The organism is Nocardiopsis alkaliphila YIM 80379, assembly GCF_000341005.1.
Classification (GTDB): domain Bacteria; phylum Actinomycetota; class Actinomycetes; order Streptosporangiales; family Streptosporangiaceae; genus Nocardiopsis; species Nocardiopsis alkaliphila.
Map to the genome: position 1 here is coordinate 15,774 of NZ_ANBD01000022.1, position 21,925 is coordinate 37,698.

Annotated in this window: 20 protein-coding genes and 1 pseudogene; 10 read left to right on the forward strand and 11 right to left on the reverse strand. The window is 67.9% G+C overall.

The annotated features are described in order from the left end of the window. Nucleotides 1-3 precede the first annotated feature (3 nt). From D472_RS0102625 to D472_RS0102650, 6 genes are all read left to right on the forward strand, one after another. A complete protein-coding gene (locus D472_RS0102625; protein WP_017602951.1) occupies nt 4-984 on the forward strand; it encodes a zinc-dependent alcohol dehydrogenase in 981 nt (326 codons plus the stop codon). 106 nt (nt 985-1,090) lie between these two features. Beyond that, complete coding sequence (locus D472_RS0102630) at nt 1,091-1,489, forward strand: 6-pyruvoyl trahydropterin synthase family protein (protein WP_017602952.1); 399 nt, start codon at nt 1,091-1,093, stop codon at nt 1,487-1,489. Continuing rightward, entirely contained in the window at nt 1,486-2,502 is a 1,017-nt protein-coding gene (locus D472_RS0102635) for a glycosyltransferase family 4 protein (RefSeq protein WP_017602953.1), read from the forward strand. The genes D472_RS0102630 and D472_RS0102635 overlap by 4 nt, the downstream gene beginning before the upstream one ends. 330 nt (nt 2,503-2,832) lie before the next feature. After that, entirely contained in the window at nt 2,833-3,636 is an 804-nt protein-coding gene (locus tag D472_RS0102640) for an SAM-dependent methyltransferase (protein WP_017602954.1), read from the forward strand. Between the two features lie 267 nt (nt 3,637-3,903). Beyond that, on the forward strand, nt 3,904-4,743 hold the full coding sequence (locus tag D472_RS0102645) for a methyltransferase domain-containing protein (RefSeq protein WP_026117317.1): 840 nt from the start codon (nt 3,904-3,906) through the stop codon (nt 4,741-4,743). 25 nt (nt 4,744-4,768) lie between these two features. Further along, entirely contained in the window at nt 4,769-5,830 is a 1,062-nt protein-coding gene (locus tag D472_RS0102650; protein WP_017602956.1) for a lysylphosphatidylglycerol synthase transmembrane domain-containing protein, read from the forward strand. On the opposite strand, the gene D472_RS0102655 is transcribed toward D472_RS0102650, so the two are convergent. The 7 genes and pseudogenes from D472_RS0102655 to D472_RS0102680 form a co-directional block, all read right to left on the reverse strand. Further along, nucleotides 5,741-6,454: a creatininase family protein gene (locus tag D472_RS0102655; RefSeq protein WP_026117318.1), complete on the reverse strand. Its 714-nt coding sequence runs from the start codon at nt 6,452-6,454 to the stop codon at nt 5,741-5,743. The two genes, D472_RS0102650 and D472_RS0102655, sit on opposite strands and share 90 nt — an antisense overlap. Nucleotides 6,455-6,566: 112 nt before the next feature. Then, nucleotides 6,567-7,133, reverse strand: a complete 567-nt coding sequence (locus tag D472_RS0102660; RefSeq protein WP_017602958.1) for a snapalysin family zinc-dependent metalloprotease — start codon at nt 7,131-7,133, stop codon at nt 6,567-6,569. A 127-nt stretch (nt 7,134-7,260) separates the two neighbouring features. Then, nucleotides 7,261-7,515, reverse strand: a pseudogene (locus tag D472_RS28960) (ATP-binding cassette domain-containing protein); the annotation flags it as partial. 312 nt (nt 7,516-7,827) lie between these two features. Then, a complete protein-coding gene (locus D472_RS0102665; RefSeq protein ID WP_017602959.1) occupies nt 7,828-8,427 on the reverse strand; it encodes a TetR/AcrR family transcriptional regulator in 600 nt (199 codons plus the stop codon). An 18-nt stretch (nt 8,428-8,445) separates the two neighbouring features. After that, nucleotides 8,446-9,153, reverse strand: coding sequence for an ABC transporter ATP-binding protein (locus D472_RS0102670; RefSeq protein ID WP_017602960.1), 708 nt, complete (start codon nt 9,151-9,153; stop codon nt 8,446-8,448). Continuing rightward, nucleotides 9,150-10,268: an FtsX-like permease family protein gene (locus D472_RS0102675; protein ID WP_239642895.1), complete on the reverse strand. Its 1,119-nt coding sequence runs from the start codon at nt 10,266-10,268 to the stop codon at nt 9,150-9,152. The genes D472_RS0102670 and D472_RS0102675 overlap by 4 nt, the downstream gene beginning before the upstream one ends. Nucleotides 10,269-10,754: 486 nt before the next feature. Beyond that, complete coding sequence (locus D472_RS0102680) at nt 10,755-11,237, reverse strand: hypothetical protein (protein WP_152447877.1); 483 nt, start codon at nt 11,235-11,237, stop codon at nt 10,755-10,757. A 190-nt stretch (nt 11,238-11,427) separates the two neighbouring features. Between D472_RS0102680 and D472_RS0102685 the strand changes: the two genes are divergently transcribed. Next, nucleotides 11,428-12,708: an MFS transporter gene (locus tag D472_RS0102685; RefSeq protein WP_026117319.1), complete on the forward strand. Its 1,281-nt coding sequence runs from the start codon at nt 11,428-11,430 to the stop codon at nt 12,706-12,708. Nucleotides 12,709-13,376: 668 nt separating this feature from the next. Here D472_RS0102685 and D472_RS0102690 read toward each other — a convergent pair. The 3 genes from D472_RS0102690 to D472_RS26565 all read right to left on the reverse strand — a co-directional run bounded on the left by D472_RS0102690 (nt 13,377) and on the right by D472_RS26565 (nt 15,664). Then, complete coding sequence (locus D472_RS0102690; RefSeq protein WP_152447878.1) at nt 13,377-13,580, reverse strand: hypothetical protein; 204 nt, start codon at nt 13,578-13,580, stop codon at nt 13,377-13,379. Nucleotides 13,581-13,958: 378 nt separating this feature from the next. Continuing rightward, a complete protein-coding gene (locus D472_RS0102695; RefSeq protein ID WP_017602965.1) occupies nt 13,959-14,564 on the reverse strand; it encodes a response regulator transcription factor in 606 nt (201 codons plus the stop codon). After that, the gene (locus tag D472_RS26565; RefSeq protein ID WP_017602966.1) at nt 14,561-15,664 is read right to left on the reverse strand and encodes a sensor histidine kinase; all 1,104 of its coding nucleotides are present in this window, start codon (nt 15,662-15,664) and stop codon (nt 14,561-14,563) included. Before D472_RS26565 ends, D472_RS0102695 begins: the two co-directional genes overlap by 4 nt. A gap of 177 nt (nt 15,665-15,841) precedes the next feature. On the opposite strand from D472_RS26565, the gene D472_RS0102705 reads away from it, so the two are divergent. The 3 genes from D472_RS0102705 (at nt 15,842) to D472_RS0102715 (ending at nt 19,489) form a co-directional block, all read left to right on the forward strand. Next, nucleotides 15,842-16,762 carry an ATP-binding cassette domain-containing protein gene (locus tag D472_RS0102705; protein WP_017602967.1) on the forward strand — a complete coding sequence of 307 codons (921 nt, stop codon included), beginning with the start codon at nt 15,842-15,844 and terminating at the stop codon, nt 16,760-16,762. Further along, nucleotides 16,759-17,592 (forward strand): hypothetical protein, encoded by an 834-nt coding sequence (locus D472_RS27945; RefSeq protein WP_017602968.1) that lies wholly within the window; start codon nt 16,759-16,761, stop codon nt 17,590-17,592. The genes D472_RS0102705 and D472_RS27945 overlap by 4 nt, the downstream gene beginning before the upstream one ends. Nucleotides 17,593-17,986: 394 nt before the next feature. Then, nucleotides 17,987-19,489 carry an MDR family MFS transporter gene (locus D472_RS0102715; RefSeq protein ID WP_017602969.1) on the forward strand — a complete coding sequence of 501 codons (1,503 nt, stop codon included), beginning with the start codon at nt 17,987-17,989 and terminating at the stop codon, nt 19,487-19,489. Nucleotides 19,490-19,627: 138 nt separating this feature from the next. Here D472_RS0102715 and D472_RS0102720 read toward each other — a convergent pair whose 3' ends face one another. Continuing rightward, complete coding sequence (locus D472_RS0102720; protein ID WP_017602970.1) at nt 19,628-21,445, reverse strand: immunity 49 family protein; 1,818 nt, start codon at nt 21,443-21,445, stop codon at nt 19,628-19,630. Between the last annotated feature and the right edge of the window lie 480 nt (nt 21,446-21,925).

Genomic DNA, 21,925 nt, shown 5'->3' on the forward strand with positions numbered 1-21,925 from the left:
GGTATGGGAAGGACCGCGCGTGCCTTCTGGGTGCGCTCACCCGGAGCGGGAGAGATCCGACGAATGGATCTGCCCGACCCCGGCCCCGACGAGGTCCTGGTACGCAGCCTCCACTCGGGTATCAGCCGCGGCACCGAGACACTGGTCTTCGGTGGCGGAGTCCCACCCAACCAGTACGGGGTGATGCGAGCCCCCTTCCAAGAGGGCGACTTTCCCGGCCCCCTCAAGTACGGCTACCTCAACGTCGGCGTGGTGGAGGAAGGGCCGCAGTCCCTGGTGGGCCGGACGGTGTTCACCCTCTACCCGCACCAGACCCACTTCGTGGTGCCCGCCTCGGCCGTGGCGGTGGTGCCCGAAGGCGTACCGGCGAGCCGGGCGATCCTGGCCGGCACGGTGGAGACCGCCGTGAACGCGCTGTGGGACGCCGCCCCCCTGATCGGTGACCGGGTGACGGTGGTCGGCGCCGGCATGGTGGGATGCACCGTGGCACGCCTGGTCTCCCAGGTGCCGGGAGCCCGGGTGCAGCTGGTCGACGTGGACCCCGATCGCGCCGAGGTCGCCGCGAGACTAGGGGTGGACTTCACCCTTCCCCAGGACGCCGCGGACGACCGGGACCTGGTCTTCCACACCAGCGCCAGTGAGGCGGGTCTGGTCCGCTCCCTGGAACTGTTGCATCCCGAAGGCGAGGTGGTGGAACTGAGCTGGTACGGGGACCGTCAGGTGATCCTGCCCCTGGGCGAAGACTTCCACTCCCACCGTTTGGCGGTACGGGCCAGCCAGGTCGGCATGATCTCCCCCGCCCGTAGATCGCGCTATGACCATTCCGAACGTCTGGCGCTGGCGTTGCGCCTGCTCACCGATTCCACCTTCGATGCCCTGCTGAGCGGGCAGAGTCACTTCGAGGAGTTGCCCGAGGTACTTCCGGCCCTGGCCGCCGGGCGCCTGAACGCTCTGTGCCATCGCATCGACTACGACCCCACCTGAGCAGGTACCCAGCGGGTCAGGGCCGGTGCGAAGCCGACCCGCCCCCGGCTCCGCCCGCCCGAGACCCCTGGCCCTCTCCGCCCAGCCCGACCCGAGGAGGACTCGTTTGTTCAGCGTCACCGTCCGTGATCATCTGATGGTCGCGCACAGCTTCAAAGGCGAGGTGTTCGGACCCGCCCAGGCCCTGCACGGGGCGACGTTCATCGTGGACGTGACCCTGCGGCGTCCCGAGCTGGACCCCGACAACCTCGTGGTCGACATCGGCGCGGCCACCCGAGAACTGGGTGAGGTGGTAGGTGGACTGAACTACCGCAACCTGGACGAGGTCCCCGAGTTCGCCGGGATCAACACCTCCACCGAGTTCTTGGCCAAGGTGGTCGCCGACCGGTTGGCCGAGCGGATCGTCCAGGGGGCGTTGGGCGAACACGCCGACGGGTTGACCTCCATGACCGTGACCCTGCACGAATCGCACGTGGCCTGGGCCTGTTACGAACGCGAACTGTGACCATCCCCTTCGTGGTGCCCGCGACCGACATGCCCAGCGGGGGCACCCTGTACGACCTGCGGATCACCCATGCCGGGAGTGGGTTGTTGAGGACGGTCCCGGTCGCGGGCGCCTGGCCACGTCCGGGCCCGCAAGGACGCGCCGCCCTCTCCCGGGTCCTGGAGAGGGCACCCGACGGCGGCCGGGTCCTGTTGGACGGGCTGGTGGCCTGCGGGGTGCCCGAGGTGATCCTCCCCCAGGCCCGCCGGTTGCGTCTGGTGGTACTGGTGCACCTGCCCTTGTCCCAGGAGACGGGACTGGACCCCGAGCGGGCCCAGAACCTGGACATCCGGGAACGCGCGGTACTGCGCTCCTGCGCGACGGTGGTGGCCACCGGAGAGTGGGCGGCGCGGTGGATCCGCGAACACCATGGTCTGGACCGTGTGGCGGTGGTGCCACCGGGGGTGGACCCGGCCCCACCCGCGCGCGGCAGCGGCTTCGAGGACACGGCCGGAGCCGTTCCCCGGTTGCTCTGTGTGGCGTCGTTGACCCCGCGCAAGGGCCACGACGTGCTGTTCGAGGCGCTGAGCGACCTGGACGATCTGGTGTGGGAGTGCGTCTGCGTCGGCCCTGGGACCCCGCTCCCCGGCGCCGGGGAGCGGGTGCGCTTCACCGGGCCCTTGCGTGGCCCGGAACTGGAGGCGGCCTACGACTCCGCGGATCTGTTGGTGTTGCCCTCACGGGCGGAGACCTACGGCATGGTCGTCACCGAGGCGCTGGCCCGGGGTGTGCCGGTGGTGGCCGGCGAGGTGGGCGGGGTGCCGGAGGCCTTGGGACGGGCCTCGGACGCGAGCGTGCCGGGGCTGTTGGTGCCTCCGGGACGGCCCCGGGCGTTGGCTGACGCGCTGCGCTCCTGGCTCACCGAACCACGGGTACGGGAGCGACTGCGGGCCTCGGCCCGATCCCGGCGCGGTGACCTGGCGGGCTGGGACGAAGCGGCCCGGGCGATGGACCGGGTCCTTGATCTGGTGTGACCGAACCATCCGTTGGTCGCACTCGGCCACGTCCGGCCACGCGCGAAGGACCGGCCCACCCACGCGTTCGAGCGTGAGCACGCACCAAGAGGTTCGATCCTCCACAGGCCATGGCGAGGCTGTTCGGGCCCCTCCTTCGGCCGCGTTCCCCGCCCACCTGAGCTGGGAGTCCACCTCCGGCAGGGTCCACGGGCGCTCCCTCGGAGTGCGCCTGATGCACGCAAAGCCCGAATCCGTAAGGCTTTCGCCCTTGCGCCGGCACCTGCGTCGGCAGCAGACTCCGGTTACCGATCCGTTGCCGGCAAAGCCCCCCGAAGCCGAGAGGCCCTCATGGCGCAACAACCCATCGACACCACCACCGCGCACACCGCACGAGTCTGGAACCACTGGCTCGGCGGCAAGGACAACTATCCCGTCGACCGAGAAATCGGTGACAAGATCAAGGACCTCTTTCCCCAGGTGGCCGAGGTGGCCATCGGTGACCGACTCTTCCTACGCCGTTCGGTCACCTACGCGATCCGGGAAGAAGGCATCGACCAGTTCCTCGACATCGGCACCGGACTGCCCACCGCCGACAACACCCACGAGGTCGCCCAGAGCCTCGCCCCCAAGGCACGCGTGGTCTACGTGGACAACGATCCTCTGGTACTGGCGCACGCCCGTGCGCTCCTGGTGGGCGACGCACCCGAAAGCACCCGTTTCGTCGGCGAGGACCTGCGCGAGATCGACAAGGTGGTGGAAGCCGCCCGACGAACACTGGACTTCGACAGGCCCATCCTGCTGACCCTGATGGGCACCATGGGACACTTCCCCCACCAAGAGGCCTTGCGTTTGGTCCGTGCCTACGTGGACGCCCTGCCCACCGGCAGTCTCTTGGCCGTGTGCGACGGCGCCTTTCCCGAAGGCGGCGAAGCCGCACCCGACCCCAACGCACTGGAGGGCATGCGGCTGTGGCAGGAACACGTGGCCCAGCCCTACATCATGCGCACCGTCCCCGAGTTCGCCTCGTACTTCGAAGGTCTGGAGCAGGTGGAACCCGGGGTGGTGTCGGTGCTCCGCTGGCGTCCCGACCCCACCGAGGTGGGCACGATCCGCGACCTGCCCCAATACGCGGGCATGGCCAAGAAGGTCTGAACCGTCCACACCGACCCACGGCCCGGCCCTTGCATCGAGGACCGGGCCGCCCTCAGGGGCCGTTTCTCCCCGAACCCGTCGCGAGCACCCCACGTCCGGCGTCGAACCGGGTAGGTACTTCGACACGGCCACGATGCGCGCCCGGCATGGCGAGCGATCACCTACCCGATGCGAGCATCACGTCCACCCGACCCGACCACGACTGGCAGAGTGGGAGGAAGAGGTACGCCTGGACCGGTGACCTGACTCCCTCTTGGAGGAGTTCCGTTGAGCTCAACGTCCGACCCCGCTTCCCCGGCCTTCACCCCCCAATGGTTGGCAATGCGTGAGAAGGCCGACGCCGATGCCCGAGCCACCGCTTTGCTGGACCCCCTGCGGGTCCACCTGAGCGCACGGGGCGCCGGAGCAGGCGGGCGCCCCATCCGCGTCGCCGACCTGGGGTGCGGTTCCGGTTCCCAGGGCCGATGGCTGGCGCCGCGTCTGTCCGGAGCCCAGTCCTGGACGCTCTACGACCTGGACCCCTGCCTATTGGACTTGGCCGGGGCGCGCATGCCGCGCACCTCCGCCGACGGTTCCACGGTCAACGCTCGCATGTGCCGACAGGACCTGGGCGAGCTGACCATCGGGGACCTGGACGGAATCGACGTGGTGACCGGATCGGCGCTGCTGGACCTGCTGGACCGCCACAAGGTGGAATCCCTGGCTCGGGCCGTGGTCGGGGCCGACTGCGCGGCCCTGTTCACCCTGTCCGTGACGGGCCGGGTGGAACTGTTCCCCACTGATCCGGCCGATCCCGTCATCACCACGGCCTTCAACGACCATCAACGCCGCCGAGGGCTCCTGGGTCCGGACGCGGTCCCCGTCACCGTCGAGGTCTTCCAGACCCTGGGGTGGCGGGTGCTGACCTTCCCCAGCCCGTGGCGGCTGTGCCCCGAGCACTCCGCTTTGACCCGGGAGTGGTTGCGCGGCTGGGTCGAAGCCGCCACCGAACAGGACCCGGCCTCGGTTCCGCCCGATTACCCGGAGCGTCGCCTGAACCAGTGCGAAACAGGTGAACTGGGGGCGCACGTGGAACACACCGACCTGCTCGCCCTGCCCGCGAGCTGACCGGCCAGGCGAGCATCATGTGCCCATGAACGAACGCGAAGCCGCAGGGACGAGCGCGCCGGCTCCCGAATCCGAAGGAGCCTCGCGCGGACACCTCTTCGGGCCACGAGCCCGGTGGGCACGTCCATTCCTGGGCCTGTCGGTCCTGGTCGCGGTGGTGTGGTGGTACCCCTTGGAAGCCTTCACCGACGCGTTCGGGGTGGTGAACGCCTCCACCGTGTTCGCGGCCCTGGGGATCGGCCTGGCCACCACCTTGACGAGCGCCGCCCGTTGGCTCTTGGTGGCACGAGGAGTGGGACTACGGCTGCCCTGGGTGCGGGCGGTGGGCGACTACTACCGAGCGGTCTTCCTGAACGCCGTACTGCCCGTCGGAGTGCTCGGTGACGTGCACCGAGCGCTCAGCCACGGACGTTACGCCGGGGACGTGCCCCGAGGCGTGCGCGCGGTGGTACTGGAACGCATGGTCGGCCAGGTGGTGTTGGCCGCGACCGGTGCGGCGTTGCTGTTCGCCCTGCCCACCGCCCTGTTGGGGCCGGGCCTGCTCACCATCGCCACGTCCCTGGGCGTGGTGGTCTTGGCGATGACGGTGATCGGTGTCGGCTGGATGTTGGGGCGCAGGCGCGGTGCCCGCTGGTGGCGCGCGCTCTCCACGACCGTTCAGGACGCCCGGGCCGGGTTGTGCACCATGGCGACCGGGCCCGGAGTCCTGTTGTCGTCGGTGGCGGCCCTGGCCGGGCACGTGACGCTGTTCCTGGTGGCCGCGCGAGCGGCCGGGGTCACCGCGCCCACGCCGGCTCTGCTGCCTCTGGCCGTGCTGGCCCTGGTGGCGATGAGCGTGCCGGCCAACATCGGCGGGTGGGGTCCCCGGGAAGCGGTGACCGCGCTGGCCTTCGGGGCCGCCGGGCTGGGTTCGGTGGTCGGGGTGACCGTGTCCGTGGTCTACGGGTTGCTCGCCCTGGTGGCCGCCCTGCCCGGCGGGGTGGTACTGCTGTGGCGACTACTTGGGGTCCAAGGCCGCCAGGTATCCGGCGAAGGTCTTGGCCAGGTACGCCAGAAGGTCGCGTCCCTTGGTGGCCGTGGCACGTGAGGGCAACCCCACCACCCCCGACCGGGTATAGCGGGACAGGCCGGTGGTGAGCATGTGATCGCGACGGTCGGCGAGGTGGTCGGCCTCCCCATGGCCGGTCCGGACCAAGTCCGGGCGGGCGTGCAGCAGGACGGAGGTCTCCAGTTCACCGGCGTGCATGTCCCGGTCGTTGGTGGTGCTCATCCCGGCGGCCTCGCGGGCGGCCTCCCAGTCGTGGGGACCGGGAAAGAGCGCCATGTCACCGCCGGAGGCCTGCACCAGGTTGGCCAAGACGTGGTTGCCGCCATGGCCGTTGACCACGACCAGCTTGGGTGTACCGGCGGCGCGCAAGGAAGCGGCGACGTCGGCGACCATGGCGTGCAGGGTGGGTGCCGAGACACTGACCGTCCCGGGCCAGGCCGCGTGTTCGTGGGAACAGCCGAAGGCGAGTGGGGGTAGCAAACGCAGTCCGGGCTCGGAGTCGGCCAGGACCCGGGCCAACACGGAGGCGATGACGGTGTCCGTGGTCAGCGGCAGGTGCGGGCCGTGCTGTTCGAGGCTGCCCACGGGCAGCAGGGCCACCCGGGCGGCGCGTCGGCCCTCCTCCTCGCTGCTGGTCGCCGGGAGAGGATCGGAAAAGTCCATGGGGACCATTGTCCCCACCCCTCACAGGAGGGAACACGAACCCGGCCGCAGAGGGCGCGGTGCCGGCCCATAGACGGGCGGACCGACACCGCGAGAGAGTCGGTGGGCCTGGTCAGAGGCGGTCGACCAGGAGTCGGCCGTCGGTGACGCTCCGGCCGGCCAGGCCACTGCCGTAGTTGGCCTCCACCCGTGAGCGTTCAGAGGCGTTGGGGGCACGGTTGGTGCAGTTCACGCCGCCGGTGGAGCCCGACATCAGTGACGAGCAGGGGCCGGGCTTGGCGTCGGGCAGGCCCAGGCTGTGGCCGAGTTCGTGCGCGGCGATGCGGATGGCGTCGTAGCCTTCGGCGGTGCCCTGGCGGCCCATCCAGACGGTGACCTGCCCGCCGGGGCGTACCGGGCCCAGGTGGGCGCGGGGCCAGCCGTCGTCGGTGATGACGCGGATCTCGGCGCGTCGGCCGGCGGGGGCCGGTTCCAAACGGACGTTGTCGACGCTGGAGTTCCACACGTTCACCGCCGCGGCGACCGCGGAGGTGTACTCGGCGGCCTGGCTGGAGTCGTAGTACAGGACGGTCTGGCTCATCCGCCGGGGTTGCTCAGCGGGGTCCGCGGTGGCCGGTACGACGCTGACCAGTGTCAGAGCCAACGCGCTCAGGAGGGGCAGAAGGATGCGTCTCAGCATGGGGTCTCCCTGGGGGTGAGGGTGCTGATCATCTTTTCGTTACCCCATGGCTTCGACTTGATGCCGAATGTAGCGAGATATCACCATAGGATCCGGGACCTACTCGAACGAGCCCTGCCGCCCCCTGCGGGCGGCCGAAGACGCGGACGTCGCCCTGGTAACGGCACAGCAGGCCGATCAGCACGTCCTGCACGGTGGACTTACCGGCGCCCGAGGGCCCGAGGAACCCGAACGCCTCGCCGACCGGCACCGAGAACTCCATCCCCTCGACCCCCTCGACGGCCGCCTCCTTGGCTCCGCGATAACGCACGGTCAGGTCGGCGACCTGATGACGTCGCCGGTCATGGCCTGCTTCCTTCGTTGATGGTCGCCCCCAAGACACCGAGGGCTTCATCGACCAGGGCGAACAGGCCCGCGGTGCCGCCGCCCGGCGGAAGCGGCCCTCACTCGAACGCCCTCTGCTAGCCACGCTGGCTATCGACCATCCACTTTCGCGGCGCGGCAGCGTTCAGGGGTGAGCGGGTGCGAGGCAGCACTGTCTCCCGCTCCTCCCCGACCACTCTGGGAGCGACGCTCGTGAACGCTCTGGAGAAGCCGAAGCCATCGAACGGGTCACGACCCGGCCGTGACCCGTATGACAGGCGACCCTCCAAGGACCGCTCAGAGCGCTGAGCCCGCACCCGGACAGGACCGGCTACGTGCTCGCGGAGCCCTTCTCATACCCCACCAGGAAGGGTGTGAGCAGCTCTTCGACCCGCGTACGAACCTCCCTCTCCGCGACTCCGGACTCGATCATGCGCGAGGCCTTGTGGACCACGGCGTTCACCAATTCCGCGGTCGCCTCGGGGTCGGGGACTCCCAGCTGCCGCAAGGCTCCGGTCAAAGGCGCCATGATCTGTTCATGCATCACACGGCTGCGCTCGGCGAAGTCCATTCCGGGTGAGGCGGCGGCCAGTGCTCCTGCCACCACGTGTTCTCCATCGGCCACCAACCGCAGGTTCGCGTTCGCGTAGGAAAGGACACGGCGAGCGGGTGTGCGCTCCGCTTCCATCGCTTCGGTCACCATCTGCGACCATCGCGGGAACAGGTCCGCCACAAGAGCGTCCAACAAATCCTGACGTGAATCGAAGTACTGATAGAGACTGGAACGCGCCAACCCCACCCGTGCGGCGACACCGCTCAACGACAGGGCCTCACCGCCCACCTCGACCAGGATCTCCCTGGCCGCGTCGAGCACGGCACGTCGCTGGTTGGCCCTGTGCTCGGCAAGCGTGGCGGCTTTGATCCGAGGCAAGGGCCCTCCTGCGCGTACTCAGTTCGATAGGCGACCGTCCATCATCTCCAACGTCCGGTCGCAGTACTCCAGGACATCGTGGTCGTGGGTGACCATCATGGTAGCCACGTTGGCCTGCTCGGTCTCCTCCGCCAGCAGACGAACGACCTCATGGCTGCGTTTGCGGTCCAGGGCGGCGGTGGGTTCGTCCACGAGCAGGACCGACGGCTTCAGCATGAGAGCTCGTGCGATCCCCACGCGCTGGCGCTCACCACCGGAGAGCTGGTGCGGACGCCGGTTCGCCTTGTCTCCCATGCCCACGGCCTGGAGCAGCTCACGCGGATCACGCTGTTCTCGCCCTCCGGCGATGTGGGCGGCCATGCGCAGTTGATCGACCGCCGTGAGCGCCGCGAGCAGGTTGCCCGACTGGAAGACGAACCCGATGTTCTCTCGGCGGAAACGGGCCTGGGCCCGCTTGGACAGCCCGGTGAGTTCGTGCTCGTTCACCCGCACGGTCCCCGTGTCGGGTGCGGTCAGGGCACCCGCGACGGCGAGCAGACTGGACTTGCCCGCACCGGAGGGGCCGACCACGGCGACCAACTCCCCGGGGGCGACCGTGAGGTTCACATCGTCCAGGGCCGTGACGGTCGAATCACCGTCTCCCAACCGCAGGGTCACTCCCTCCAGGACGAGCCCCGAGGTGTTCTTGCCATGTGTCTTGGAATCAGAGCCTGCCGTGATCGTCACCGCCGGCCTCCCAACGCGGTCAAAGGGTCGACTGAGGAAATACGCACGATGGCCGCCAAGGCTCCGAGAAGACCCAGAACGATCAGCAGCACCGCGGCCGTGGTGATCGCCGATGTCTCCAAAAGGAACGGCATCCCCGTACCGGTGATCAAGGAGCCCACGCCGATACCCACACCCAGGCCGAGTCCACAGAAGACGACCAGGATGGCCAGAGCCTGGGCGAGGCCATCACGCATGAGGTATCCGGTGGAGGCACCCATCGCGCGCAGCACGGCGAGTTCGTGCTTTCGCTGAATGGTCCACACGGTGAAGAAGGCACCGATCACCAGGGCCGAGATCGCGTAGAGGAAGGCCTGGATCAGGTTCAGGGTCGAGGTCTCCGCGCTGTAGCCCGGGGAGGCGGCGAAGGACTCTTCCAGGGTCAGGCTCATGGTCTGCGCGGCCGAGTCACCGGCGGCATGGTCGATCTCGGTGTCTGAAGCCGCCCGCAGAGCCACGGCCGTGGCCACCGTGTAGGCCTCGGGGCCCACCTCCTGTCCCGGCTGGGCGCCCGAGTAGATCTCCTGCCAGGTGTGCAGGGGCAGATAGGCGACATCGACGTGGCCGTAGGTGTGCTTGTCCTCCAGCGCACCGACCACTTCCAGTTCGGTTCCCAGGCGCTCCACGGAGAGAACGTCACCGATGGCGATGCCTTCCTCGATCGCGCTCTGGGACACGACCAGACCGTCGTCCTTGCCCAGACCCTCGCCTTCGGCGGCTTCCGGGGCCAGGAAGGAGTCCTCTTCCACTCCGAAGAGGGCCAGATCGACGGGGACGTCCTTGTCGCTACGGGCGTTGACGAGGAGGTTGCCGAACAAGGCGGCCTCCTCCACGTCGGGGCGGTCACTCCATTGCTGCGCTTGTTCTTCGTCCACCAGGCTGCGGGAGAACGCCGAACCGACCTCGGTTTCCTCATCGAAGGCGAAGCCGTCGACGGGTAGGCGTTGCAGACCGGAGACACCGTCTTCGACCAGGCCGGACGACAAGCCGGATAGAAGCACCATCAGCACGGAGATCAACGCCACCACGCTTCCCATGAGGCCGAAGCGGGAACGCGCGAACCACAGTTCGCGCATGGCTAGGAACATGTCAGACCTCTCGTTGGGGTGGGTGCGCACCTTTCCCGACGCACCATCGGCAAATATACCGACGGTGCGTCGGGAACCTTGCCGGGGGCGCTTTAGCGGACGTGACGCCCATCACCCCAGGCCAAAGGTCCAACCGAGCACCCGCGCCCCGCACTCTCAGACCCACGGCCCCGATCACGAGTTCGGTCGACGTTCTCGGCCGATCAGGAGCACCGATGTGTCCTACGTTCTTCGGAGTCGGATTCGTGGATCCTGGGGACGCCTGACCGTTAGGAGGCATCGTGGAGGCCGTGGATACCCGGCCCGGTTCCTCCGCATGGTCTTGGGTCCGACCCGAAGCGGCGCGGTGTCGCGAATATGGCAGGCGATCTGGAGATCAGCACCGGGACGATCTACCTCTGGCGGTGTCAGACCCGCAGATGTCGAGGGTGAAGTCGTCGAAGACGCTGGGGACCGAAGGGGTGTCCATAGGGGTTACTCCTCGTGGCCGAGGTCGTGTGACGCGGCCTGGCCTTCATCGGGCCAGGAGGTGACGACCGACCCGTGCCGCTTGGGCAGGACCCGGCCCTCGGGCAGGGACTGCGGGTCGGTGGCGTTGGGGTGGAAGCCAATGCGTGGCCCGGATCCATTGCGATGGACGTGCCCCCACGTGGCGATCGCCGCGTTCATGGACTCCGCGAGTTCGCGGGCGCGAGGACCGAAGGCGTGGGCCCCGAACTCGAAACGGGCCTCGCCACCTGTTTCGGTCTTGCGCACGGCCAGGTAGGTGAGGCTGCCCTGGTCCACCGTGGCCGGGCAGGCCAGCTTGTTCTGTGGAAAGACCACTCCGGTGTCCAGGGCACCGTCCGGCTGCTCTGCCCGGCCCGGGGCGACAGGAACCCCGTGTCCTCCGGAACCTGACGCAAAGGGGAGGTCGAACCCGGCCCCCGCCGCGCCCCGACCTGCGCCCGCGTCCATGCCCTGTCCGTGATCATCGGCCTGTACTTCTTCACCCGATACTTCAAGGCCTATGAATAAGCCTCCTGGCCCCGATGAATTCGACGACCTGATCAGCATGGCTTTACTGTTGACCTGACACGGCGTTCCGATCCCCCTGTTCGAAATCGCCCCGAAGCACCTGTTCACCAGGAAGATTGGCGTTGCCTCCATGACCGACTCCACGAGCAAGGTGTCGACGGCACCACTCGGTGGAAGTTTCTGGGCCTTCTGGTCCGCGTCACTGGCCTCCAATATCAGCGACGGCGTGGCGATGATCGCGTTACCGTGGCTCGCTTCTTCCTTGGCTCCAGGCAATGCCGCTCTCGTGGCATTGGTGGCTACTTTCGGACGACTGCCCTGGCTACTTCTGGCACTTCCCGCCGGAGTCCTGGTGGACCGAGTACCCAGATTAACGCTGATGGTCACCGCCAATTCCCTGCGCATGCTGCTCTGGATTCTTCTCGCCGTCGTGGTGTTCTTCGGGTGGGCGTCCATCCCTCTCTTGGCGGTGTTCGCACTGGTTTTCGGTGCGCTCGAAGTCTGTTACGACACGGCGACCGAGACCACGGTGACCTCCTTGGTGCCCAAGGAGCGGTTGGAACGCGCGAACGGGCACCTCCGATCCGGAGCCCTGGTGGCGCAGGAGTTCGGCGGACGTCCTCTGGGCGGTTTCGTGCTGACGCTCGGGTTGTTCGTCCCGTTCTTGTTCAACATCGCCGCGCTGTTGGTGTCGGTCGCGGCTCTGCTGCGGGTGCGTGCCACCGCTCCTCCGGTTCCCGCGTCCTCCACTGCGGTCCCCGCCTCACGAGGGCTCCGTCGCGTGGGATCGGACCTGACGGAGGGTGTGCGGGCTCTGTGGAATCAGCCGCTTCTGCGAGCTGTGGCGGTTGTGGCGGTGTTCGTCAACACCGCTTTCGCGACCATGCTCTCCACACAAGTCCTGTTTGTCCGCGATACCTTGGGACTCGGTTCGGTCGGCTTCGGGCTACTCATGGCCTTCGCCGCTGTCGGAGGAATCGCCGGGGGCCAGATCGTCTCGTGGCTGCGTAGTGTTCTTCCGCACGGCAGCCTACCGGTGGTATGCCTGGCCGGAAGCGGTCTCCTCTATCTGGCCGTGGCGCTGTTCCCGGTCACGATGGTGGTGGCCGGCGTGTACTTTCTCGCGGGCGGCCTGGTGTTGGGATATGGGGTCGCCATGACCTCCATTCGCCAAAGGATCGTGCCGGATCATCTACTGGGACGGGTGAACGCCGCGATGCGCACCGTCACCTGGGGCATGAGCGCCGTGGGCATGGCGCTCGGCGGCGTAATGGTGTCCTTCCTATCCCCGCACACGAGCCAGGCGGACGCGCTCCGTGCGCCCTATGCCTTGGTGAGCGTGGTCACTTTGGCCGTCGTGGTGTTCTTCGGCCGAAAGCTCACCCATCTCGTGCGCGAGAACGACGTCTGATCCACTCCCCACCCCTCTCTGTCAGCCTCGAGTGAAATATCCCCCCGTGTCTGGTCGGTTTGAGCGATCTCGGCATAGGAGAACCTCTCCTCCGCACGGAGCACGAAGGCCTCGCGGTGGGCGGCGGGAAACGTGCACAACGTAGCCAAGACCCTGCTCTGGGAGTCCGCACCGACTGCACGCTGTTCGGGCCGGAAGGAAGCGGGGCCAAGCCGTCGCGATCCTCCGAGGTGGCTTCCCCCATGACCATCGGACACCGCCAGGGGCCGGTGCGTGCTCCGTTCGTGCTCCGCGGTTTTGGACCGGGACATCACCAGGCGGCACGACGCGGCATAAAGCGGCATCACCATTCGGATGGCGCGGGACGCAACGGTAAGTAGCAGCACGTGATGGTGCGTGGCCATGAAACTTCCAATCCGATGCTTCCCCAGTACGCGGCCATCAAGGATCTCAGGCACGAGCGCTGACCGCAGGCGCGAAGGCACCGGTTCGTTATCGGGCCCCACGTCCTTTCACGAGTCTTCTGAATATTTCTTGTGCTCGAAGGACCGGAGTGAACGTGTACGGGAGAGTTCGTTTGTGTTCTTTGACTCTGTTATTACACATCGAACCGGCACCTTTACGTCATAGATTTCTTCCTGCCTCAGGCGGCGAGGCATTGACGCAGTTCAGCGATGATCTTTCGCCGAGTGGGCGGGTTCAAGATCGGCGGCGAGGGTGGCACTGGCCTGGACGAACGACGCCCGCGCCCGCTCCAGCAGTTCCCGATCGAGGTCGGGGGGCTTTTGTCGGGTCACGGAGATCGACCGCAAGGAGGGCAGCAGGCCCCTCTTGTGCAACCGGCCGACCCAAAGCATCAGAATGTACCCCACCCCTTCCATCGCTTTCCGAGGACGTTTGCGAGCGATGAAATTCCGGGCCGAATCCGTGGTTTCGGGTGTGGCACAGGGGTCGAGAGAGGTAGACTCCACAATGAGTCGCCTTCCTGGTTCAGCAGGTAGGTGGCACGGTCGACACGTCTATTCACGCAGGCGCCGACCACAACCCGGTCTGGTGTTGACGCACCCGGCCGGGTTTTTCTTGGCTGGTTTCCAAACTAGCGGAACGAACACGAGTTCGTAGGGATTTCTCTCGAATTCGCGCATGGGGAAGAAAGGAAAAAGAATCCGCAGAGGAGAAAGGTCCGGGTTCTCAATCTTGACCGGATTGGCCTGATACACCGGATTACTCCAGGGCCCTTACCCCTTGTCTCACAGCCAGCCCCTCTCCTCGGCGATCCGAGCCGCTTCCACCCGGGTTCGGGCGTCCAGCTTGCCCATGGCGGCGGACAGATGGTTGCGCACGGTCCCCGAACTCAAACACAGTCGCCGCGCCGCAGCCGCAGCGGTGGCCCCGTCCGCCACCGCGCGCAACACATCGCGCTCGCGTTCGGTGAGCGGGCTGGGCCCGCTGGTCAAAGACTCGGTGGCCAGCTGCGGATCGATCACGCGCAGCCCTCGATACACCCGGCGCACGGTGTCGATGAGGTGCTCGGGTGGCGCGTCCTTGACCACGAATCCGTTCGCGCCCGCCGCCATCGCGCGGGTCAGATAACCGGGTCGCCCAAAGGTCGTACACATGATGACCCTGCATTCGGGCAGTCGTTCGTCGAAGAGTTCAGCCGCTCGCAATCCATCGCCTCCGGGCATCTGCACGTCCAGCAGGGCCACATCGGGGCGGGCACGCAACCCTTCGGTCAAAGCCTCCTCCCCCGAGGCCGCCTGGGCGACGACCTCCAGGTCGGATTCCAGGTCCAGCATGGCGGCCAGAGCTCCGCGCACCAGTGCCTGGTCATCGGCCACCAGCACCCGGATCATTCGCTCTCTCCTCCACGCTCGGAAACAGGCGCTCGGCCCCCGTACGCGTACACCGTGAACCCCTCCCGCTCGCCACCGAGCAGCCCGGGGCCGGTGCGTAACCCACCACCCACGGCTCGCATCCTCTCCTCCAGACCGGCCAGCCCGTTACCGAACCGGCCTTGAGGGCTTCCTCGACCATCGTCGGTGATCTCGATCCGATCCCTTCCCAACCGCACCCGGACCCGGTCGGCGTCGGAGTGACGCACCACGTTGGTGATGGCCTCGCGCAGCACGTACCCGAAGGCCGAACGCAGTCGGGGTTCGAGGTCGTCCACCGCCTGCGGCAGTTCGGCGTCCACCCCGGCGCTGCGCAGGGCTTCGACCGCGTTGGCCAACTCCTCGGACAGACGCACCCGGCGGTAGCCCTCGACGGTGGCGCGCACGTCCCCCAGAGCGTGCCGGGACAGTTCCTCGATCTCGCCGACCTGCGCCGAGGCCTGGTCCTGGTCTCCTCCCTTGTCCAGGATCCTGCGGGCCAGACCGGCCTTGACCGCGATGGTGGTGAGGCTGTGGCCGAGGATGTCGTGCAGGTCGCGGGCGAAGCGTTCGCGTTCACGGAGGGTGACCAGTTCGGCGATCCGTCCTCGGGCTCGACGGAGTTCGGCGTTGGCTTCGGTCAGGCAGACCAGCAGGCCGACGACGGCGGTGATGGAGGCGACCATGAGCAGGTCCGGGATGCGTGCGAGCAACTCCCCGGTGAGCGAGCCCCAGAGCAGGAGGGCGAACATAGCGACCGTGGTCAGGGCCAGGCTCCAGGCCAGGGGCAGCAGCGCGGCGACGACCACCAGGGCGTAGAGCAGGATCCAGGTGTTGTTCGGCCCCAGCCAGAACAGCAGTGCCCACCCGATGGCCAGCAGCCCCACGCAGGTGATCACCCGCCAGGGCAACGACCGCTCTCCCACCAGGGGCACCGTCGCCACGCACGCGGCCGCGTACAGCGCTCCGGCCGTCACGACCAGGGCGGCGGGGTGGTCCGGGGCGGCCAGCGCCCACCCTGGCAACGTGCACAGCCCTAGGAAGGCACCGCCCAAGAGGAAGGTCCGCCGTCGTTCCACCATGCGAGGTTCGTCCTCGCTCCCCCGCTCTGTCGCCACCCGTCGCCTTTCGTCGGCCCCTTCTTCGCTCGGGCTTCGACCCTACGGCCGTGGGGCCGCCTCTCACCCCTGACATCTGTCACGGGATGGTCGTGACGAATCCTCCGGGTCCGGCGCGTCGGCCACCCCCATGGTGGAGTCATGACCACGACGACACCGGTGATCGAGGTCGACTCGCTCACCAAAAGCCACGGGGACACCACGGCCGTGGACGACCTGTCCTTCAGAGTCCATCCGGGTCGGGTGACCGGCTTCCTCGGGGCCAACGGGGCGGGAAAGACCACGACGATGCGGATACTCCTGGGGTTGGAGGAACCCACCTCGGGCAGGGCCCGGATCCATGGGCTCGGTTACCGCGACCTGCCCGATCCGTTGCGCACGGTGGGCGCTCTCTTGGACCCACAGGCCCCGCATCCTGGCCGGAGTGCCCGTGATCACCTGCGGTGGCTGTGCCGAGCGGGGCGTATCCCTTTCGCCCGTGCCGACCACCTGCTCGACGAGGTGGGCCTGGCCGACGTCGCCACCCGGAGGGTGGGCGGGTTCTCGCTGGGGATGCGGCAACGTCTGGGGATCGCGGCGATGTTGCTGGGCGACCCGCGCGTTCTGGTCCTGGACGAGCCGCTCAACGGTCTGGACCCGGAGGGCATCGCCTGGGTTCGGGGATTGTTGCGCGATCTGGCCGGGCGAGGGCGGACGGTGTTCGTCTCCAGTCACCTGATGGGTGAGATGGAGGCCACCGCCGACCATGTGCTGGTGCTGAGGAAGGGACGCTTGATCGCGGACCTGCCGGTGGAGGAGTTCTCTCGGGGCAGCGGCGCTTTTCGCGTGCGGGTGGTCTCCCCGCGGGTGGAGGAGTTGGTGCGACTGGTGGAGGGGGACTCGGTGGTGCGTCGGGTGGGTGAGGACACGGTGGAGGTGGTGGGCCCTGATTCCTCCACGTTGGGTTCTCTGGCCGCGCGGGAAGGGCTCGTTCTGCACGAGCTCACTCCGCTGCGCACCGGTTTGGAGGAGGCCTTCCTCGCCCTGAACGGCGACGAGACCGGCCAGGAGGGGAACCGATGAGGGGCGATGTTCACGGCACCAAGACGCGCGGTTCCCGGCTGAGCCACACCGCGAAGGTTCCCGGATTCGGCGCGACGGTGGCCGCCGAGTGGACCCGTTCGAGCACGTTGCCCCATCTGCGGGCCGCTCCGCTCGTGTGCGCCCTGGTCGGGGCGGCCGTTGCGACGTTGTTCCTGGTCACGGCGGAGACGACCACTGGAACACGGGTATCGGACATGTCCGCCTTCGACGTGGTGTCCACCTCGATGCTCGGGATGGACGCGGCAGCGATCGTGGTGGTCTTCCTGGTCGCTTCGTTCGTGACGGCCGAACAGTCCACGGGGCTGAACCGCGTCGTATTGCTGGCCGCCCCGCGTCGTGGGCGGCGTCTTGCCGCCTCGGCTCTGGCGGTGGCGACGGGGGCCCTGCTGTGTGGTCTGGCAGCGGGTGTGGCCGCTTACGGGGTCGGGCAGTCGGTGGCCGCCCTGACCGGTGGTGCGACGGCCTCTCCCACGGTGGAGGGGGTGGCGCGCGTGGTGGGTGGCAGTGTGCTGATGGCCCCCTTCTACGGCACGGTGGCGTTGGCCTTCGCCACGTGCACCCGTTCGTTGCCCGGCGGTGTGGCCGGGGCGTTGGGGTTGTCGGCGTTGCCGGCCGTCCTGGGATGGTTCCCGGGTAAGGCCATGGACGTGGTTTCGCGTTACCTGCCAGGGGAGCTCGTGCACGCGATCTCCGGATTGGAAGTGGCGCCGGGCGCTCCGCGTCCGCTGGTGGCTCTGGTTCTGCTGACGCTTTGGGCGGTGTTCCTGGTGGGTGTGGCGTATCTGTGTACCCGCGACCGCGGCTGTTAGCGGGAACCGGAGCGAAGGAGGGCGGGGCCGAAGGTTCAGGGGCCGTGTTCGACGCCCGAACGGCTCCTGCGGGCAATTCTTCAGGCAAGGGTCCGCGTTGGTGGCCGCTTCCCAGGCTTCGAATCGAAGCCTGGGAAGGGAGGAGCCCGGCAGGGGTGTGGTCAAGGGCACGTTCCTTGCTCGGGTCAGGTGAGGAGCCGGTGGTGAGGGGCGCTTGTCCGCGCAGACCGAACAGAGCGGTCCCTTCGTGGCGAAAACCCCTTTCCTTTCCGAGTCGTACAGCGGAATATTGCCCTGGGCGACGGGGTTAACTCCTCGTTGGAGCGAATCGGCCACCGACGCGACTCCCACACCCCCGAACCTCCAGCCCACCCACGAGCGCGCAAGGAAGTACGTGTCCAGGCACACCACCGCAACCACCACCGACGAGGGCGCCGATACGCGCGCCACCCGGCTCGTCATCCCGCTTCTCCTGGTCTCGGCGTTCGTCGTCATCCTGAACGAGACGATCATGGGTGTGGCCCTGCCCGTGCTCAACCGGGACCTGGGGATCTCGGTCGCCACCGGGCAGTGGCTGACCTCCGCCTTCATGCTCGTGATGGCCGTGGTCATCCCCGTGACCGGTTTCCTGCTGCAGCGGTTCCACATCAGACAGGTGTTCATCACCGCGATGAGCCTGTTCAGTCTCGGCACCCTGATCTGCTTCCTGGCACCGAACTTCACCGTCCTGTTGTCGGGTCGGATCGTGCAGGCCTCCGGTACCGCGATCATGATGCCGCTGCTCATGACGACCGTACTGAACATGGTCCCGGCCGACCGTCGTGGCCGTGTGATGGGCAACATCTCCATCGTCATGGCCGTGGCACCGGCCGTCGGCCCGACCCTGTCCGGTCTGATCCTGAACGTGCTGGATTGGCGCTGGCTGTTCGGCCTGGTCCTGCCGATCTCACTGCTCGGTCTGGCCTTGGGCTCGATCTTCATCCGTAACATCACCGAACCGCGTGCCGCCCGCGTCAGCCTGCCCTCGGTCGTGTTGTCGGCCTTGGCCTTCGGTGGTCTGGTCTATGGCTTCTCCAGCCTGGGTGAGGCCTCCGACGCGAGTGTGGGTGTGTCGCCCCTGCTCGCGATCGGTGTGGGCGCCGTGGCGCTGGTGTTGTTCCTGTGGTTGCAGATCCGGCTTCAGCGCCAGGACCGTGCACTGCTGGACCTGCGGGTGTTCCGTTCCCGCCAGTTCTCCATCTCCATCAGTCTGGTGCTGGCCAGCTTCATGGCGTTGTTCGGCGTCATCATCCTGCTGCCGGTCTACATGCAGAACGTGCTGGGCCACGACACCCTCGCGACCGGGCTGGCCCTGCTGCCCGGTGGTCTGGTGATGGGGCTGCTGGCTCCGGTGGTCGGCCGCCTGTACGACCGTTTCGGCCCTCGTCCCCTGGTCACCCCGGGAGCCGCCGTGGTGACCCTGGTGATGTGGGCCATGACGACCTTCGGCACCGAGACCACGATCGGGATGATCGTCACCGCGCACATCTTCCTGAGCGTGGGGCTGGGCTTCATGTTCACACCTCTGCTCACCGGGGCTTTGGGCTCCCTGCCGCCCCGGCTGTACTCCTACGGCAGCGCCGTGGTGGGCACCGTGCAGCAGGTCGCCGGTGCCGCGGGGACGGCGGCGTTCATCGCGGTCATGTCCGCGGTGGCCGCGAACCGGATGGCCGGCGGCACGGACACCGTCCTCGCCGAGGCCGACGGTATCCACGTCGCGTTCATGCTGGGTGCGGCGATCACCACGCTGGCCTTCTTCGCGACCTTCCTGGTGCGCCGCTCCGCTGCGCCCGAGGACGTGGCCCAAGGCGAGAAGCCGAGCGGGGACACCGAACGGGCCTCCTCCGCCGCGCACTGACGCTGGGAGACCCCCAAGGGGGCGGTGGCCGGTTCTTGCGGCCGCCGCCCCCTTCCCGTGGCCCGTGCCGGGTGGGGTCTTCGAGTCGCGATGACGCCACGCCACCCTCACCCGAACGGGCTCCAGGCCCCACGAAGGTCAGGGCCGGTCGAACATGCCGGCGGCCCGCTCGAGCACCCCTTGGGGCAGGTAGTCACTCTCCACCCGCACCTCCCAGCCCTTGGCCCGGGCCGAACAGGCCAGCGCCAAGCCGTGAAAGTCGATCAGCCCATCGGAGTCCTGGGCACGATGACCGATGCCGTACGCCTCCCGATGTTCCTCCAGGCGATCGGCCAACGCCAGGTCGAAGCCCTCCGGGTCCTGCGCGATGAGTTGGGAGAGCAACAGCACCGGAGGCGGCGGGGAACCCGGTGTGTCGTAGGCGGCGAGCGCGGTGAGGGCCTCGTCCATCGCCGCTCGCACCCGCGGTTCCGGGGAGCCGTCCGCGCCCCGCCCTTGCTCGGACCTCAGGTAGGCCAGGAAGGCGACCCCGTAGCGAGCGAAGACGGAGGAACCCCGGTCCTGGCGTCGCTGAAAAATGCCTTCGGGGTGAGCGAGCAGGGTCTCCAGGCGTTCGCGCGACCCCGACAGCAGGGCGTATTCCACGGCCATCCACAGATCGCCCTCCGAGGTGTCGGAGGTCGGCTCGAACGTGCGCATGGGGGCCGTGGTCTCCCCGATGGTCACCTCGACCGTGTCGCCCTTCGCGGCGGCGCAGGCGAAGGCCGCCGTCGCGTACTGGGAGGCGTGGGTGAGCGCGGCGAGTTGACGCGGGTGTCGGGCCTGGGGGTCCACGACCGAGTAGTGGCGAAAACTCATGAGCTCCCCGTTTCTGGCCCACCGCAAGGCGTCGACGATTCGGTCCCGGAGGATTTCAGGCCTCCAGATGGCGTCCAGCTCCTTGTCCTCATGCTCGAACATGTCCTCGACCGTGCGTTCCTTCGAGAATCCCTCCGTGGGGCGCTCCACCACCAGCGGCCCCCGGGAGAGTTCGGCCAGTGCTGCGGGGTCCTTGTCCGCGCCGTAGGGGCCGACTCGGGGTCCTTCGGTCCCGTTCCTTCCCTCGATCAGGTATCGAGGCAGGTAATCGGACTCGAGCGGCATCTCCCAGCCCTCCACCCGCACCGCCAGGGCGGCGAAGGCGAGTTCGGCCACCGGAAGCAGCGACCGGAGCGCGTCCTCGCCGTCGTTGTCCCGGAACCAGGCCAGGCGGGCGGCCATGGTCGCCCAGAACGCCTCCTCGTTGCGGGAGAGCAGGGCGTGCAGGAAGAGCAGATCGGAGTCGACCGAGCCGAGGTCGGGGTGGTGGTCCCCGGGCTTTCGCCCAAGGGAGGCGAAGAAGGGGGCGAGCGCGGACTCCACGTACCCCACGAGCTGCTCCCGGTCGGCGCCCAGTGCCGGGTAGACGTAGAAGGCCAGCGCCCGATGCAGGACCCGCTCCTCGGCGAAGGTCGAGGCGAGTTGAACGAGGGGACCCTCGTAGTTCTCGTGCAGGTCGGAGATGACGCACAGGTACAGTGCCTGGGCCCAGTCGAAGGGGGCGACCGGTCGTTGTCCGTTTCCCTCCTCCTCGTCGGCCTGGTCGGTGTGGTCCTGGTAGAACACACCGGTTCCGGTGTAGGTGAGGTGGACCGAGAACTCCGCGGACGGGGGCGCCCCGTCCAACATGAGCGCACCGACCCGGGCCTCGGCCGCCGAGTACAGTGCGGCCCGGATGTCGGCGGTGGCGCGTGGGTCGGTGACCGAACGCGCGCCCGCGTAGTCCTGAAGGTCCCGGGCGATCATCTCCCAGCCGAACCCGTCCCGACCACTCTCCTGCTGCATCCGAACGTCGCCGCCGAGACGATCGGCGAAGTCCTCGACCGCCTTGGCGATCGCCTCATCGTTCACCTTGTGCCGTTCGACTCGCACGGTCACCGCACCCTCTTCCCACCGGGCTCCTTCGTCAACATGGCGAGTCTGGCACGGCGTGACGACAAGAACCTTCAGAGCCCGGGTGAGGTGCGAGGCCGAGGACACGGACCGCTCCCGAGCGCCACTTGAACGAGGACCTTTTCTCGGTCGGGCCCCTCCTCGCGCACAGGCCCCGTCCCTCTCCCCCGCCCCTGGGACATCTCCACAGCGTTTTGACCCGAAACAGACCAGAATCACCTCATGTCACCCTGAGTTGCGACCCGTCACCCAACAGTGATCGTCTGTTGGCCGGCAGCTGGGTTCCTGTTCAGCCGCGTCGAGAAAAGTGGCTTCCCGCCGGTCCTTCCGGCCGGTGACGCCCCTCACGTATCGGAGAGCGACCACATGCTCACGGCACATCCATCATCCGAACGAGCGCAGCGCACCCCACGGGCGCGCCGTCTTCTTCTCACCACTCTGTCGGCCTCCATGGCCAACCCCCGC